General features: G+C 70.3%; 12 protein-coding genes. 4 read left to right on the forward strand and 8 right to left on the reverse strand.

Annotation, left to right across the window (positions count from 1 at the left end):
* Positions 1 to 28: 28 nt before the first annotated feature.
* Positions 29 to 1,459, reverse strand: a complete 1,431-nt coding sequence (locus LZP97_RS25075) for an MFS transporter (RefSeq protein ID WP_048772612.1) — start codon at positions 1,457 to 1,459, stop codon at positions 29 to 31.
* 109 nt (positions 1,460 to 1,568) lie between these two features.
* Here LZP97_RS25075 and LZP97_RS25080 point away from each other — a divergent pair, with 109 nt between their 5' ends.
* Together LZP97_RS25080 and LZP97_RS25085 are read left to right on the forward strand one after the other, a co-directional pair.
* Entirely contained in the window at positions 1,569 to 2,462 is an 894-nt protein-coding gene (locus LZP97_RS25080; RefSeq protein ID WP_010593789.1) for a phosphoribosylaminoimidazolesuccinocarboxamide synthase, read from the forward strand.
* On the forward strand, positions 2,459 to 4,600 hold the full coding sequence (locus LZP97_RS25085; RefSeq protein WP_017680606.1) for a S9 family peptidase: 2,142 nt from the start codon (positions 2,459 to 2,461) through the stop codon (positions 4,598 to 4,600). The genes LZP97_RS25080 and LZP97_RS25085 overlap by 4 nt, the downstream gene beginning before the upstream one ends.
* 154 nt (positions 4,601 to 4,754) lie before the next feature.
* Here the strand turns inward: LZP97_RS25085 and LZP97_RS25090 are convergent, their stop codons facing one another.
* The gene (locus tag LZP97_RS25090; RefSeq protein ID WP_017680607.1) at positions 4,755 to 5,444 is read right to left on the reverse strand and encodes a response regulator; all 690 of its coding nucleotides are present in this window, start codon (positions 5,442 to 5,444) and stop codon (positions 4,755 to 4,757) included.
* A complete protein-coding gene (locus LZP97_RS25095) occupies positions 5,441 to 6,997 on the reverse strand; it encodes a sensor histidine kinase (RefSeq protein ID WP_048772681.1) in 1,557 nt (518 codons plus the stop codon). Before LZP97_RS25095 ends, LZP97_RS25090 begins: the two co-directional genes overlap by 4 nt.
* A 191-nt stretch (positions 6,998 to 7,188) precedes the next feature.
* Here LZP97_RS25095 and LZP97_RS25100 point away from each other — a divergent pair, with 191 nt between their 5' ends.
* A complete protein-coding gene (locus LZP97_RS25100) occupies positions 7,189 to 8,589 on the forward strand; it encodes a cation:dicarboxylate symporter family transporter (protein WP_026137724.1) in 1,401 nt (466 codons plus the stop codon).
* A 99-nt stretch (positions 8,590 to 8,688) separates the two neighbouring features.
* On the opposite strand, the gene LZP97_RS25105 is transcribed toward LZP97_RS25100, so the two are convergent.
* The 5 genes from LZP97_RS25105 to LZP97_RS25125 all read right to left on the reverse strand — a co-directional run bounded on the left by LZP97_RS25105 (position 8,689) and on the right by LZP97_RS25125 (position 14,524).
* Positions 8,689 to 9,732, reverse strand: coding sequence for a nucleoside hydrolase (locus LZP97_RS25105; RefSeq protein WP_048772607.1), 1,044 nt, complete (start codon positions 9,730 to 9,732; stop codon positions 8,689 to 8,691).
* 58 nt (positions 9,733 to 9,790) lie between these two features.
* Positions 9,791 to 10,708, reverse strand: a complete 918-nt coding sequence (locus tag LZP97_RS25110; protein ID WP_017680611.1) for a LysR substrate-binding domain-containing protein — start codon at positions 10,706 to 10,708, stop codon at positions 9,791 to 9,793.
* Positions 10,709 to 10,718: 10 nt separating this feature from the next.
* Complete coding sequence (gene ahpF / locus LZP97_RS25115) at positions 10,719 to 12,311, reverse strand: alkyl hydroperoxide reductase subunit F (protein ID WP_048772604.1); 1,593 nt, start codon at positions 12,309 to 12,311, stop codon at positions 10,719 to 10,721.
* Positions 12,312 to 12,444: 133 nt separating this feature from the next.
* Positions 12,445 to 13,008, reverse strand: a complete 564-nt coding sequence (gene ahpC, locus LZP97_RS25120) for an alkyl hydroperoxide reductase subunit C (protein WP_003936729.1) — start codon at positions 13,006 to 13,008, stop codon at positions 12,445 to 12,447.
* A 193-nt stretch (positions 13,009 to 13,201) separates the two neighbouring features.
* Entirely contained in the window at positions 13,202 to 14,524 is a 1,323-nt protein-coding gene (locus tag LZP97_RS25125; protein WP_017680613.1) for a nitroreductase/quinone reductase family protein, read from the reverse strand.
* Positions 14,525 to 14,831: 307 nt separating this feature from the next.
* On the opposite strand from LZP97_RS25125, the gene LZP97_RS25130 reads away from it, so the two are divergent.
* On the forward strand, positions 14,832 to 15,578 hold the full coding sequence (locus LZP97_RS25130) for a Mut7-C RNAse domain-containing protein (RefSeq protein WP_026137725.1): 747 nt from the start codon (positions 14,832 to 14,834) through the stop codon (positions 15,576 to 15,578).
* Positions 15,579 to 15,580 lie beyond the last annotated feature (2 nt).

Here is a 15,580-nt window from a genome sequence, read left to right on the forward strand (position 1 = left end):
CCCCACACCTTAGGTGAGCCTTTCCAATCTAGGTGGGGTCGGGTTGTTCCGCAGGCCGGTTCGGCATCGTGGCGGCCGTCACGGCCAGGGCCACCGCGGTCACGAGAAGGGCGACGAACACCGGCGCCACCGCGTCGGCGAGCTGCTCCGGCGCGAGCGGTCCCGAGCCGGCGACGTCGTGCGCGGCCGCATTCGCCAGTGCCCCGAAGACCGCGACCCCGACGGCGCTGCCGATCGAGCGGGCGAACGAGTACGCCCCCGTCACCACCCCACGCTCGGCCCACGTCACGCTCGACTGCGCCGAGATCAGCGCCGGGCTCGCGATCAGGCCCATCCCGAGACCGACGAGTACGCAGCACCCCGCGACCTGCCACACCGGTGACCGCTCGTCGAGCAGCGTCAGCAGGCCGGTGCCGGCCAGCACCGGGACGGAGCCGATCATCGCGGTGTTGCGGAACCCGATCCGCAGGTAGAACCAGCCGGAGCGCGCCGCCGCGAGCGGCCAGCCGATCGTCATCGTCGACAGGGTGAATCCCGCCACCAGCGCCGTGGTGCCCAGCGACCCCTGCACGAACGCCGGCACGTAGGAGGTCAGGCCCAGCACCACGGCGCCGACGAGAGCAGCGACCGCGCTGCTGGTGAGCACGACGCGGCGGGCGAAAACCCACGGCGGCAGGATCGGCTCCGCCGCGCGTCGCTCCACCCACACGAACAGCAGCAGCAGCGTCGCGGCGGCCGCGAACACCCCGACGCTCGGCGCCGACGCCCACGCCCAGGCCTGCCCACCCTCGAGCAGACCCAGGATCAGCAGTCCGGAGCCCGCCGCGAGCGTCGCGGCACCGGCCCGGTCCACCGGCCGCCGCGGCCCGGAGGGCCGTGACTCGGTGAACGCCCTCAGCAGCACCGCCACGGCCAGCGCGCACAGCGGCAGGTTGATCCAGAAGATCCACGGCCACGACACGAAGTCGGAGAAGACCCCGCCCACGGCGGGGCCGACGATCGCCGACATGCCCCACACGCTCGCGAGGTAGCCCTGGGCCTTCGCGCGTTCGGCGACGGTGTAGATGTCGCCGGCGATGGTCTGCGCCATCGGCAGCACGGCCCCCGCGCCCAGTCCCTGTACCGCGCGGAACGCGATCAGGGCCGGCATGCTCCATGCCAGCGCGCACAGCGCCGAGCCCAGGGCGAACAGCGCGATCCCGAACACCAGCACGGGTCTGCGCCCGTACACGTCCGACAACTTGCCGTACACCGGCACGAGCACGGCCTGGGTGAGCAGGTAACTCGAGAACAGCCACGGGAACTGCGTGAAGCCACCGAGGTCCGCGACGACGGTCGGAACGGCGGTGGCCAGGACGGTGCTCTCGAGTGCGACGAGCGCGGTGGCGAGCATCAGGGCCGCGAGAATCGGTCCGCGTTCCGAGCGCAGACCCACGTCGATCCGGGGTGCCGCCGACATCACGCTCCTGTTCGGGGTGGGGTTCCGGTCACGATCATTGTCGTCGTGAACGATCCCGGGATCGGGCGGGGGTGCCGTGCAGGTCCGGGCGGCGCACTAGGGTGGCACCGTGCGTCCATCACTCGAGTCCTACCCCCACCTCGCCGGCGGCAAGGTCCGGGACCTGTATGTCATAGACGACGAGCACCTGCTCCTCGTGGCCAGCGACCGGATCTCGGCATACGATCACGTGCTCGACACCCCGATTCCCGACAAGGGCCGGGTGCTCACCGCGATGAGCGTGTTCTTCTTCAACCTGCTCGAGGTGAACCATCACCTCGCCGGTGAGCCCGACGACGACCGCATCCCCGCCGAGGTCCTCGGCCGCGCCCTCGTCGTCAAACGGCTGAAGATGGTGCCGATCGAGTGCGTCGCCCGCGGCTACCTCACCGGATCGGGCCTGATCGACTACCGGAGGACCGGTGGGGTGTGCGGCGTCCCGTTGCCCGACGGCCTCGTGGAGGCCAGCCGGCTGCCCGATCCGATCTTCACTCCCGCGAGCAAGGCCGAACTCGGCGACCACGACGAGAACATCACCTTCGACGAGGTCGTCGACAAGGTCGGCCAGGATCTCGCCGTGAAGCTGCGCGAGGACACCCTCGACATCTACGGCCGCGCCGCGATGTACGCGGCGGACAAGGGCATCCTGCTGGCCGACACGAAGTTCGAGTTCGGACTCGACGGCGCCGGGCACCTCGTCCTCGCCGACGAGGTGCTCACCCCGGATTCGTCGCGCTACTGGCCCGCCGAGGGGTACGAGCCGGGCAAGGTGCAGCCCAGCTTCGACAAGCAGTTCGTGCGCGATTGGCTGACGAGTCCCGAGTCCGGATGGGACCGCACCTCCGACACCCCGCCGCCGCCCCTGCCGCAGCACATCGTCGACGCCACCCGTGAGAGGTATATCGAAGCCTACGAACGGATCTCGGGTCTGTCGTTCTCCGACTGGCTGGAGCCGAGCGCATGACCGCGCCGATCGCCAAGCGGGTGCCGTCCGAGCGGGTGCATCACGGGCACACGTTCGTCGACGAGTACGAGTGGCTCCGCGACAAGGAGAACCCCGAGGTCATCGCCCACCTCGAGGCCGAGAACGCGTGGACCGAGAAGCAGACCGCGCACCTGGCGCCCTTGCGGGAGAAGATCTTCGAGGAGATCAAGTCCCGCACGCAGGAAACCGACATGTCGGTGCCCACCCGCATGGGGGACTGGTGGTACTACGCCCGGACCGCCGAGGGCAAGCAGTACAGCATCCAGTGCCGCTGCCCGATCTCCGACCCCGACGACTGGAATCCGCCGGAGCTGGCACCGGGTGTGGAACTGCCCGGGGAGCAGGTGCTGCTCGACGGCAACGTCGAGGCCGCCGGGCACGAGTTCTTCTCCCTCGGTGCGTTCTCGATCAGCCACGACGGGACGCTGCTCGCCTACTCGGTCGACGTCGTCGGCGACGAGCGCTACACGCTGCGGTTCAAGAACCTCGGCACCGGTGAGCTGCTCGCCGACGAAATCCCCGGGACCGCACCCGGCGCGACGTGGGCGATCGACCACAGCCACATCTTCTATCTCACCGTGGACGAGTCCTGGCGACCGGACACCGTGTGGCGCCACCGTCTGGGTACGTCCCACACCGAGGACGTCCGGGTCTTCCACGAGCCCGACGAGCGGTTCTGGGTGTCCGTGGGCACCACCCGCAGCGAGAAGTACCTGATGATCTGGGTGGGATCCAAGATCACGACCGAGGGGTGGGTCCTCGAATCCGCCGACCCCACCGGCGAGTTCCGGGTGCTGCTGCCGCGGCGCGAGGGGGTCGAGTACGGCGCCGAGCATGCCGTCGTCGGCGGCGAGGACCGGTTCCTGGTCATGCACAACGACGTCGTCGAGGTGGTGGACGACGCGACGGGTGAGATCACGCGCGAGAAGGCGGAGAACTTCGTTCTCGCCGAGGCACCCGTGGACGATCCGTCTGCTCTGCGCACTCTGATCGGGCACCGGCACGACGTGCGCCTCGAGGACGTCGACGCGTTCGCCGGGCATCTCGTGCTCGGTTACCGGCGGGAGGCGCTGACCCGGCTCGCGGTGTGGCCGCTGACCGCCGACGGCTACGGCGAGCTGACCGAACTCGAGTTCGACGAGGAACTGTTCGCCGTCGGTCCGGGTGCGAACCCGGAATGGCACCAGCCGATGCTGCGGCTCGGGTTCACGTCGTTCATCACCCCCAGCCGCGTCTACGACTACGTCGTCGACTCCGGAGAACTGTTGCTGCGCAAGGCCCAGCCGGTGCTCGGTGACTTCGATCCGTCGGACTACGAGCAGCGCCGGGACTGGGCGGTGGCAGAGGACGGCACGCGCATCCCGCTGTCGATCGTGGCCCGCAAGGGTGCGCCCGCGAATGCGCCGGTGCTGCTCTACGGGTACGGGTCGTACGAGGCCAGCATCGACCCCGGCTTCTCGGTGGCGCGGCTGTCGCTCCTCGACCGGGGGATGGTCTTCGCGGTGGCCCACGTGCGGGGCGGCGGCGAGATGGGCCGGCACTGGTACGAGAACGGCAAGACGCTGGCGAAGAAGAACACCTTCACCGATTTCGTCGCCTGCGCCCGGCATCTGATCGACACCGGCGTCACCCGGCCCGACCGCCTCGTCGCCGACGGCGGCAGTGCGGGCGGACTGCTCATGGGTGCGGTGGCGAACCTCGCGCCGGAGTTGTTCGCCGGGATCCTCGCGAACGTGCCGTTCGTCGACCCGCTCACCTCGATCCTGGACCCGTCGCTGCCGCTCACGGTGATCGAGTGGGACGAGTGGGGCAACCCCCTCGACAACCCCGAGGTGTACGAGTACATGCGCTCGTACAGCCCGTACGAGAACGTCGAGGCGAAGGACTACCCGGCGATCCTCGCGATCACCAGCCTCAACGACACGCGGGTGCTCTACGTCGAACCGGCCAAGTGGGTGGCCAAGCTGCGCGCGACGAAGACCGGCGACGCGCCGCTGCTGCTCAAGACGGAGATGAGCGCCGGCCACGGGGGCGTGTCCGGCCGGTACGAGAAGTGGCGCGAGGTCGCCTTCGAGTTCGCGTGGGTCCTCGAGACGTCGGGCGCATATCGTCCCTGAACGTTGTTGTGGCCCAACGCCCTGGTGGCCCAACGCCCTGGTGGCCCAACGCCCTGGTGGCCGAATGCCTGGTGGCCGAATGTCACATTGCGTCGATGTCATCGACGCAATGTGACATTCGGTCCACGGGCGGCTCCCCGGGGCGGCGCCTCGTTCAGCGCGGGGCGTAGCGGATCTGCGGACGGCCGGCGCGACCGTACTCGGTGTGCCGGGCGGCGACGCCGTCGTCGGCCAGGCGTTCGAGGTACCGCCACGCCGTCACCCGCGACACGCCCACTGCGCTGCCCACCTCGGCGGCCGTCAGCGGGCCCGACGCCTCCCGCAGACACCGGGCGACCGCATCGAGAGTGTGGGGCGCGACGCCCTTCGGGGACGACGCACGCGGATCGGAGGTCCGCAGCGCCGCCATCGCCCGGTCGATGTCGTGCTGGCCGGCGGCCGCGCCGGACGCGCCGAGCGCCTCGCGGTAGGCCAGGTAGTGGTCGAGCTTGTCGCTCAGGGCGGCGAAGGTGAAGGGCTTGAGCAGGTAGAGCACGATACCCCGGGCGACGGCGGTGCGAACGACCTCGAGGTCGCGCGCGGAGGTCACGGCGATGATGTCCGGGCTCGGCCGGATCCCGCTCAGCGCCGCCGCGACGTCGAGGCCGCTCATGTCGGGCAGCCCGATGTCCAGCAGCACCAGATCCACCGGCTCACCGGCCTTCGCGGCCTCCGCGACGGCACGCAGCGCGTTCCGGCCGGTGCCGGCGACGGCGACGACCGTGAACTGCGGCAGTCGATCGACGTACGCGCGGTGGGCGTCGGCGATGCGAGGCTCGTCCTCCACGACGAGGACGCGAATCACGGTGCGCCGCCTGCGTGCTCGGTCTGCAGGGGGATCTCGGCGACGACCATCGACCCCAGCGACGGCTCGGTACGCAGGGTGCCGCGGTGCCGCGTCACCACCTGCGCGACGAGGGCCAGCCCCAGGCCGTGGTGGTCTGCCTTCGTGGAGTAGCCCCGCGTCATGGCGCGGGCGAGGGTTTCCGGCGACATCCCCGGTCCGCTGTCCGCCACTTCGACGATCATGTTCGAATCATCCTGTCGTATCGTCACTTCCACCCACGGTTCGTCGACGGCCCGGGCGGCGTCGATGGCGTTGTCCACCAGATTGCCGACGAGTGTCACCAGGTCGCGGGTGCCGAGGGGGGTCGGGCCCAGCGCGGTGTCGTCGGTGACGGTCAGTTCGACGCCGCGTTCGGCGGCGTCGTTGATCTTCCCCAGCAGCAGGGCGACGAGTGCGGGTTCCTGCACCGACGCGGTGAGCCGGTCGATGAGCTGCTGCGACAGGCGCAGTTCCTCCGTCGCGAACGCGACCGCCTCCTCGGGACGTCCCAGTTCGACCATCGTGACGATGGTGTGCAGCCGGTTCGCCGACTCGTGTGCCTGTGCGCGCAGCGCGTCGGCGAAACCGCGGACCGAGTCCAGTTCGCCCAGCACCGTACGTAGCTCGGTGCGATCCCGCAACGTCGTCACCGTGGCGATCCGCCGGCCCTCCCACTGCACCGGGCTGCGGTCGACGACCAGGACGCGGTCCTCGGTGAGAAGTACGTCACCGCGGGCGTCCGCGTCCGGGCCGGCCACCCGCAGCGCCTCGGGCAGATCGTCCGTCGTGACCGGGCCGTCGCCGAGACCGAGGAGGCGCCGCGCCTCGTCGTTGACGACCTCCACGCGGGCGGGGTCGTCGGTGCCGATCACGATCAGGCCCTCCCCGATCGCGTGGAGGACCGCGTCGTGGTGCTCGTAGAGCCGGCGCAGTTCGTCCGGCGCGAGTCCGAGGGTCTGGCGGCGCAGGCGCCGGCTGACGAGCACGGCGCCGGCCGCGGCGACGGCCAGGGCCGCGGCCGACAGACCGAGTAGGGCGGGCAGCCCGCGGGCGAACTGGTCGGCGACCCGCGCGCGGGTGACGCCGACGGAGACGAGACCGACGACCTGCCCGCCGTCGAGGATCGGCGCCACGGCCCGGATGGACGGGCCGAGCGAACCGGCGTAGGTCTCGGTGAACGCCGTGCCGTCGAGCGCAGCGTCGATGTTGCCGCTGAACGGCAGACCGATCATGGCGGGATCGGTGTGGGTGTACCGGGTGCGGTCCGGCGCCATCACGACGATGAAATCGGTACCGGTCGCCTCGCGGATCCGTTCGGTGCGCGGCTGCAGCACCGCCGTCGGATCCGGCGTCCGCAACGCCGCGGCCGTCGAATCGGAGCCCGCGAGAGCCTCGGCGATGCCGAGGACGGTGCGGCGGGTGGCGTCGTCGCTGTCGCGGCGTTCGTCGATCCCGACGAGGACGGTGCCTGCGGCGATGACCAGGGCGAGCACCGCCAGCTGCAGCACCAGCAGCTGACGCGCCACGCTCATCGACGGCCGGTGCGCGGTCGGCGGCACGGGCGTACTCCTTCCGGATGCCGGTGGGTCCGCCTCGTGAGCGCGACATCACCTGAACGAAATGAACGCAACCTTCACCGGGTGAGGCTGCGACACCACCATTTCTATCAGGAACGTGACCGCGATCACGAAGCCCCCGAACCGCCCATCCGAGAGGATCCGCCATGAGCACGTCACCAGACTCCCGGGCACCCGGCGCCACGCCACCGGCCCAGCGCAGAGACCGCACGCACTGGCTCTACGTCGGTGTCATCGTGGCAGTGGTGGCCGGCGTCCTCGTCGGCTGGCTCGCACCGGACGTCGGCAAGTCGTTCGGCGTCCTCGGCACGATGTTCGTCGACCTCATCAAGATGATGATCAGCCCGGTCATCTTCTGCACGATCGTCCTCGGCATCGGCTCGGTGCGGGCCGCTGCCAGCGTCGGCAAGGTCGGCGGCCTGGCGATGGTGTACTTCCTCGGCATGTCCACCGTCGCGCTGGGCATCGGCCTGGGGGTGGGCAACCTGCTCGATCCGGGCAGCGGCCTCAACCTGTCCCCGGAGGCCGCCGGCGCCGGCGCCGCGCTGGCCGACAAAGCCCATGCCGCGGGCGGGACCATGGACTTCGTCGCGTCGATCATCCCCACGTCGCTGCTGTCGGCGCTGACCGAGGGTAGTGTGCTGCAGACCCTGTTCGTCGCGCTGCTGGTCGGCTTCGCGCTGCAGGCACTCGGCAAGTCCGGCGAGCCGGTCCTGCGCGGCATCGGCTACGTGCAGAAGCTCGTGTTCAAGATCCTGTCGATGATCCTGTGGCTCGCTCCGATCGGTGCCTTCGGCGCCATCGCCAACGTGGTCGGGCAGACCGGTCTCGGCGCGGTCGTCCAGCTCGGCACCCTGATGATCGGGTTCTACCTCACGTGCGTGCTGTTCGTGTTCGGTGTGCTCGGCTCCCTGCTGCGGATGGTGGCCGGGGTGTCGATCTTCAAGCTGGTCAAGTACCTGGCCCGCGAGTACCTGCTGATCTTCGCGACGTCCTCGTCCGAGTCCGCGCTGCCGCGGCTCATCGCGAAGATGGAGCATGTCGGGGTCGAGCGCACGACCGTCGGTGTCGTCGTGCCCACCGGCTACTCGTTCAACCTGGACGGCACCGCCATCTACCTGACGATGGCCTCGCTGTTCATCGCCGACGCGCTCGGTTCGCCGCTGTCGCTGGCCGAGCAGCTCTCCCTGCTGGTGTTCATGATCGTCGCGTCGAAGGGCGCGGCCGGGGTGAGCGGGGCGGGCCTGGCCACGCTCGCCGGCGGCCTGCAGAGCCACCGTCCGGAGCTGCTCGACGGCGTCGGCCTCATCGTCGGCATCGACCGGTTCATGTCCGAGGCGCGCGCGGTCACCAACTTCTCCGGCAACGCCGTCGCCACCCTGCTGGTGGGAACGTGGACCGGAACCGTCGACCGCGGTCGCGTCCGCGACGTCCTCGCCGGCCGTATCCCGTTCGACGAGGAGACGATGGTCGACGACGGCCACGGCCCGGCCGACGCGAAACCTGCCGTCGTGGTCGAGGAGGCGAAGGTCCTGGCGCGCGCCTGACGCGGTACCGCTCGCGGAATCCACTGTGGCCGAATGTCACACCGGGTCGATCAGATCGAACCGGTGTGACATTCGGCCACACGCACGCGCGAGTGCGGGTCAGGCCGGACGGAACCGGGCCGCGACGTGGGCGCCGACCCGTTCGACGAGGTGATCGAAGAAGACCTGCGGGTCCGTGGCGACGACGATCTCGGCGTTCGGCGGCCGGCCCCACATGCCGGACCAGTCGGCGACGGTGGTGCCGCGGGTGAGCCGGCCGTCGAGTTCGACGTCGACGGTCGCCGGGCGGGTGGTGAAGGGCACCGTTCCGAGGGCGACCGCCGCCGCGAACGGATCGTGGACGTGGGCCAGGAAGCCCTGACCCTGGTCGCGGTGGAACTCCATGTAGAAGCGCAGCGCATCGGACAGGTGCCGCACGATCGGGTTGGACGCCCGCGAGCGCAGACCGCGCGGATCGTCCGGCGAGAGGAGCTCGGCCGGGACGCTTCCCGCGGCCTCGGCCAGACGTCGCAGGTGATCGGGCCGCATCGCGATCGACTCGGTGGTGTCGAGGGAGCACACGATCGGCCGGCGGTCGGGCGCCACGGCGGAGAATGCGTCGAACACCGCCTTCGCGGCCTCCGGATCCACCGCGATGTTCCATTCCGAGGTGGGTGTGGTGTTGCCCGGGTAGTTGAACGCCCCGCCCATCACGACCAGGCGGCGCAGCCGGTGGGGGAGTTGCGGATCGAGCCGGACGGCCAGCGCCAGGTTGGTGAGCGGACCGGTGACGAGGCCGACGAGTTCGCCGGGGTGGGCGCGGGTCAGCTCCACCCACGCCTCGGCGGCGCTGCGGCCCGACGGGCCGTGACCGGGGGCGGGCAGGTCGGCGTAACCGACGCCGCGCGGACCGTGCGTGTCCTCGGTGGTCATCAGCGGCGCGACGAGTGGGGCCGCCGATCCGACGGCGACCTCGATGTCCGGTCTGCCGCACACCTGCAGCCACGCCAGGTTGTTCGCGGTCACCTGCGGGACGGGCACGTTCCCGGCGGTGGAGAGCACCGCGGCGATCTCCGCTTCCGGACTCGCCAGCAGGTAGAGCAGGGCGAGAGCATCGTCGATGCCGGTGTCGACGTCGGCGACGAGGCGGATGGGTTCGGGCACCCGCCCATCCTGCAGCACGTGCCCGCGGCCCGGCACGGCCGGTGCCGCGGACTCCCGCTCAGGAGGGTGGTGTCGGGTCGACCAGACCCTCGGGGAGCCGGCGGAACATCTCGGCAAGCTGCGGCAGGAAGTCGCGGAAGCCGCTGGTCTTGCGCCAGAACATGCCGATGTGGCGACGCGGGACGGGCTCGGCGAACCGCAGCAGCCGGATCTCCGGGGGCTGGGCGACCGGGGTGGTGACGGCCAGGCGCGGCAGCAGGGTCACCCCCACCCCGGCGATCACCATCTGCCGCAGGGTCTCGAGGCTCGTCGCCCGGAAGCCGTTGCGTTCGGCGGCTCCGGTCAGCCGGCACACCTCGAGGGCCTGGTCCCGCAGGCAGTGACCGTCCTCGAGCAGCAGCAGGCTCTCGTCCGCGATCACCGACACGGGGGCAGGTTCGGGTGTGCCGGCCAGCGGATGGGAGGCCGGGACGGCGAGCACGAAGTCCTCGGAGAACAGGTACTCCTGGTGCAGGTGGTCGTCGTCGATCGGCAGTGCGAGCACGCAGACGTCGAGGTCGCCGCGGCGGAGCCGTTCGAGCAGGTCCTCGGTCTTCTCCTCGATCAACAGCAGTTCGAGATCGGGAAACCTCGCCCGTACCGACGGCACGACGTGCGGGAGCAGGTACGGGGCGAGGGTCGGGAACAGGCCGATGCGGAGCGTGCCCGACTCCGGGTCGGAGAACTGCCGGGCGATCTCGCGGATGTTCGCGGTCTCGCTCAGAATGATCCGGGCCCGCTCCACGATCTGCGTGCCCGCGCCGGTCAGGGTGATCTGACGCGGGCTCCGCTCGACGAGTTCGACGCCGAGTTCCTGTTCGAGCTTGCGGATCTGGGTCGACAGCGTCGGCTGACTGACGAAGCAGGCCTCCGCCGCCCGGCCGAAGTGGCGATGGTGCGCCACCGCGGCCAGGTACTCGAGATCACGCAGGTTCACGACGGACGAACTACCGGACGGTCGCGGCGACCGAGTCCTCGGCCGGGGCGCTGGTGCGGATGAGGTGGTCGAACGCGCCGAGCGCCGCGGTCGCGCCGGCACCGGCGGCGATGACGATCTGCTTGTACGGCACCGTGGTGCAGTCACCGGCCGCGAACACACCCGGCACCGAGGTCTGGCCGCGGTCGTCGATCACGACCTCGCCGCGCGGCGACAGCTCGACCGTCCCGGCGAGCCACTCGGTGTTGGGCAGCAGACCGATCTGGACGAAGACGCCCTCGAGCTCGAGCGTGTGCGACGTCTCGGTGGCGCGGTCCTGATAGGTCAGTCCGGTGACCTTGGTGCCGTCGCCGAGGACCTCGGTGGTCAGTGCGCTGACGACGATGTCCACGTTCGGCAGGCTGCGCAGCTTGCGCTGCAGCACCTCGTCGGCGCGCAGCACCGAGTCGAATTCGATGAGCGTGACGTGCGCGACGACGCCGGCGAGGTCGATGGCGGCCTCCACACCGGAGTTGCCGCCGCCGATCACGGCGACGCGCTTGCCCTTGAACAGCGGTCCGTCGCAGTGCGGGCAGTAGGTCACACCCTTGTTGCGGTACTCGGTCTCGCCGGGCACGTTCATCGAGCGCCACCGCGCGCCGGTGGACAGGATCACGGTACGGGCGAGGAGGGAGGCGCCGCTGTCCAGTTCGACCTCGACGAGGCCACCCTCGACGGTCGCCGGCACGAGCTTCGCGGCCCGCTGCAGGTTCATGACGTCGACGTCGTACTGACGGACGTGATTCTCGAGCGCGGCGCCGAGCTGGGGACCTTCGGTGTAGGGCACGGAGACGAAGTTCTCGATCGCCATCGTGTCGAGCACCTGGCCGCCGAAGCGCTCGGCAGCGAGTCCGGTGCGAATTCCCTTGCGGGCGGCGTAGATCGAGGCTGCGGCGCCGGCCGGTCCGCCGCCGACGACGAGTACGTCGAACGGGTCCTTCTCGGCGATCGCGGCGGCCGCGCGGTCTGCGGCGCCGGTGTCGAGCTTGCCGACGATCTGCTCGAGGCTCATGCGGCCCGAGTCGAACAGTTCCCCGTTGAGATACACCGTCGGTACGGCCATCACCTGGCGTCCGTCGACCTCGTCCTGGAACAGGGCGCCGTCGATGGCGACGTGCGTGATGCGCGGATTGAGCACGCACATCAGGTTCAGGGCCTGCACGACGTCCGGGCAGTTCTGGCAGGAGAGCGAGAAGTAGGTCTCGAAGTGCAGTTCGCCGTCCAGGTCGCGGACCTGCTGCTGCAGTTCCTCCGGCTCCTTCGACGGGTAACCGCCGACCTGGAGGAGAGCGAGTGCGAGGGAGGTGAACTCGTGACCGAGCGGGATGCCGGCGAAGCGGACCTCGATATCGGTGCCGACCCGGTGGATGGCGAACGAGGGGCGTCGTGCGTCGTCGTCGCGGCGCTCGTGGGTGATCTTGTCCGACATCGCCGCGATCTCGTCGAGAAGGGCGGCGAGTTCGGCGGACTTGGGTCCGTCGTCGAGGGAGGACACGAGCTCGATCGGCAGGGTCAGCCGCTCGAGGAGGGACTTCAGTTGGCCGGCGAGCGAGGCTTCGAGCATGGGTATCTACTCCATCGACGGGTGGGGAACGGTGATCGGAATTCGGCACGGCGCCGGGTGGCTCGGCGCTCCGGGAGCGCGGGGCCCGATGTGGGCCGGGCCCCGCGCCGCAGGAAGGTCGGATCCGGAGGTGTCAGATCTTGCCGACGAGGTCCAGCGACGGGGCGAGGGTCTCGGCGCCCTCTTCCCACTTGGCCGGGCAGACCTCGCCCGGGTGCGACCGGACGTACTGAGCGGCCTTGACCTTGCGGACGAGCTCGGCGGCGTTGCGGCCGATGCCCTCGGCGGTGACCTCCATGAACTGGACGATGCCGTCGGGGTCGACGAGGAAGGTGCCGCGGTCGGCCAGGCCCTCGTTCTCGCGTAGCACCTCGAAGTCGGTGCTGATCTGCAGGGTCGGGTCGCCGATCATGGCGTACTTGATCTTGCCGATGGTCTCGGAGGAGTCGTGCCACGCCTTGTGCGTGAAGTGGGTGTCGGTGGAGACCGAGAAGACCTCGACGCCGAGCTTCTGCAGCTCCTCGTAGTGGTCGGCAAGGTCACCGAGCTCCGTCGGGCAGACGAAGGTGAAGTCGGCCGGGTAGAAGAAGAAGATCGCCCACTTGCCCTTGATGTCCTCGTCGGAGACGGAGATGAAACCACCCTCCTGGTAGGCGGTCGCGGAGAAGGGCTTGATCTGCTTGTTGATCAGGGCCACGTTGAACCTCTGTTCGGTCGATAGGGATTCTGACCTTTCAAACACTAACGAGTTTCGATAGGCAGGGCCAATCGATCGACTGCATTCGATTGATAGTCTGCATCTATCGATCCGATCGGCGCGGCGAAACCCCAGTTGGGCGACCGAACCGCCGTCCAGGCGCAGGGGCACGCGCGTCGAGACGTGACCGATATCACGACTGCTGCGAGGCGGTGTCGGTGACGCGGAACACCGGGTAGCGCGAGGCCACGGCCGCGAGTTCCGCCCGGGTGGGTGCACCGGCCAGGCCGAAGTACATGTCCGCCTCCCGAGCGATCTTCCGGTGGCCGGGTTCCCGTCCGCCCCGCAGCAGGTAGGCGCGGAGGATGTCGGCGCGGCCGGGGACCGGTACCTCGACCAGGGTGACCGCCCGACGTCGGCGACCGCGGACCAGCAGTGCGCGCCCGGCGGCAGCCCGCACGTTGCGGGCCCACTGGGACTGGCCGGCCAGCGACAGCAGGTACTGCTCGCCGTCGTGGTCCAGCAGCAGCAGATTGGTCCGGCGCACGACACCGGAGCGACGGCCGGGGACCTCCAGCGTCACGACATTCCGCGGGCTGAGCCGCAGCCGGGTCAGTGCGTGGCCGAGCCACTGCAGCCGCGCGTACACCGGCGGTGGGGGCCGATACCGGCCCGCTCCGCCGTAACGGGGCGCGGCCACGGCGCTCCGGAGCCTGCGCAACCGACCGGTCCGGGGGCGGTCGAGTTGCCGGGCCAGGTGGTGCAGCGCCCCGGCCGTCCCGGTCGTCAGCGGCAGCCCGTGCCCGGGGGCGAGCATCTGCGGCTGCAGCGCCGCCAGGGCAGCGACGGACCGCACTGCCGCCGGCCGGCTCCAGGTGGTGTACCGGGGTGGCCCGGCCAGCCGCTGCCGGCCCGTCAGCACCCCGGTGACCGAGTTCAGGTCCACGGTCACGGTGGCGTCCCCGGTGATCAGCACGCCGTCGCTGCGCCGCAGGTAGGCCACGTGCCCAGGGGTGTGCCCGGGGGTGTGCACCCATTGCCAGTCCGGCAGCCCCGGCACCGCGCCGCCCGGCTCCAGCGGGCGCACGACGTCGGTGATGTCGCCTGCGTGCTCGATCCGTGCCCGAGTTCGCCGGGGCAGCAGTCGCATCAGTGGGGCCACCACCCACCGGTCCAGCGGCATCGTGAACTCCGGCAGGTAGCGGCCCGCCGCCATCGGCAGCTCGGCGGGGTGCACGTACACCGGCACCCGCCAGGTCCGGGCCAGCGCTCCGGCCGCCCCGCAGTGGTCCGGATGGATGTGGGTCAGCACGATCGCCGCCGGTTTCGTGCCCCGGCCGAACAACGACTCTGCTGCCGCGGTGACGATCTCGGCGCTGCCGGACCAGGCCGCGTCCACCAGCACCCACCTCGCTGCCGACCCGAGCAGGTAGACGTTGGGGGCGGCGGCAGTCCGCCCGGCCCGGAGGAGGTGGACGCCGGGGGCGATCCGGTGCGGTCCGGTGCGAGAGGTCATCGGGTACTCCTGCGGTGGTGATCGTCAGGCAGGCGGAGCCGGGTGGCGTGCTGCCACGCCGCGAGCCGGTCGCGAGCCCGGGCGGCCCGCAGTGCCAGGATCGCCCCGCCGAAGGATGGGCGATCCGAACCCCTCTCCGGTTCTCTGTCCGGCAGCGCAGTGAACCGATCTCCGGTCAGTGTATTCAGCCCTGCTCGACTTCGATCCACGTCGTCCGGCGCATGCCTGCGACGCGGGGCCACGTTCCGCGTTGACCGCGCGCCTCCGGGAGGTTGTGCCGATGCCCGCTCCGCGCGACCATCGTTCGATGACCGGCCATGTCGAGGTCCGGGCGTACGCCGAGTTGAACGACTTCGTCGCGCCCGAGTCGCGGGGCGTCGCGGTGCGACGGCCGTTCCGGAGCCACCAGACGGTCAAGGACGTCGTCGAGGCGATGGGCATCCCGCACACGGAGATCGATCTGATCGTGGTCGACGGGGAGCCGGTGGACTTCGCGTACCGCCCGCGGCCGGGTGCCCGCATCGCGGTCTATCCGTTGTTCGAGGCGCTCGACATCGAACCGATCACCCGGCTGCGCCCGGTTCCGCTGCGGGAGCCCCGGTTCGTGGTCGACGTGAACCTGGGCCGGCTCGCACGCCTGCTCCGGCTGCTCGGGTTCGACGTGATCTGGACGTCGGACATGGACGACGCGGAACTGGCGCGGATCGGGAGTGCCCATCAGCGGATCCTGCTGACCCGCGACCGGGGACTGCTCGAGCGCCGGGAGATCACCCACGGGCTGTTCGTGCACGCCGACCGTCCGCTCGAACAGATCGTCGAGGTCGTGCGCCGGCTCGATCTCGGGGCACGGTTCGCTCCGTTCACCCGATGCCTGCGCTGCAACGGCAGGCTCGTCGCCGTGTCCAAGGAGGAGGTGCTCGATCAGCTCGAGCCGCTCACCCGCCGCTTCTACGACGAATTCTCCCGCTGCACGGACTGCGGCCGGATCTACTGGGCGGGCTCGCACCACCGGAATCTGGTCGCCCTCGTGCGGGAGATCGATGCGGAGCTCTGACG

The sequence above is a fragment of the Rhodococcus sp. DMF-1 genome (assembly GCF_021441945.1).
Lineage (GTDB): Bacteria > Actinomycetota > Actinomycetes > Mycobacteriales > Mycobacteriaceae > Rhodococcus > Rhodococcus ruber.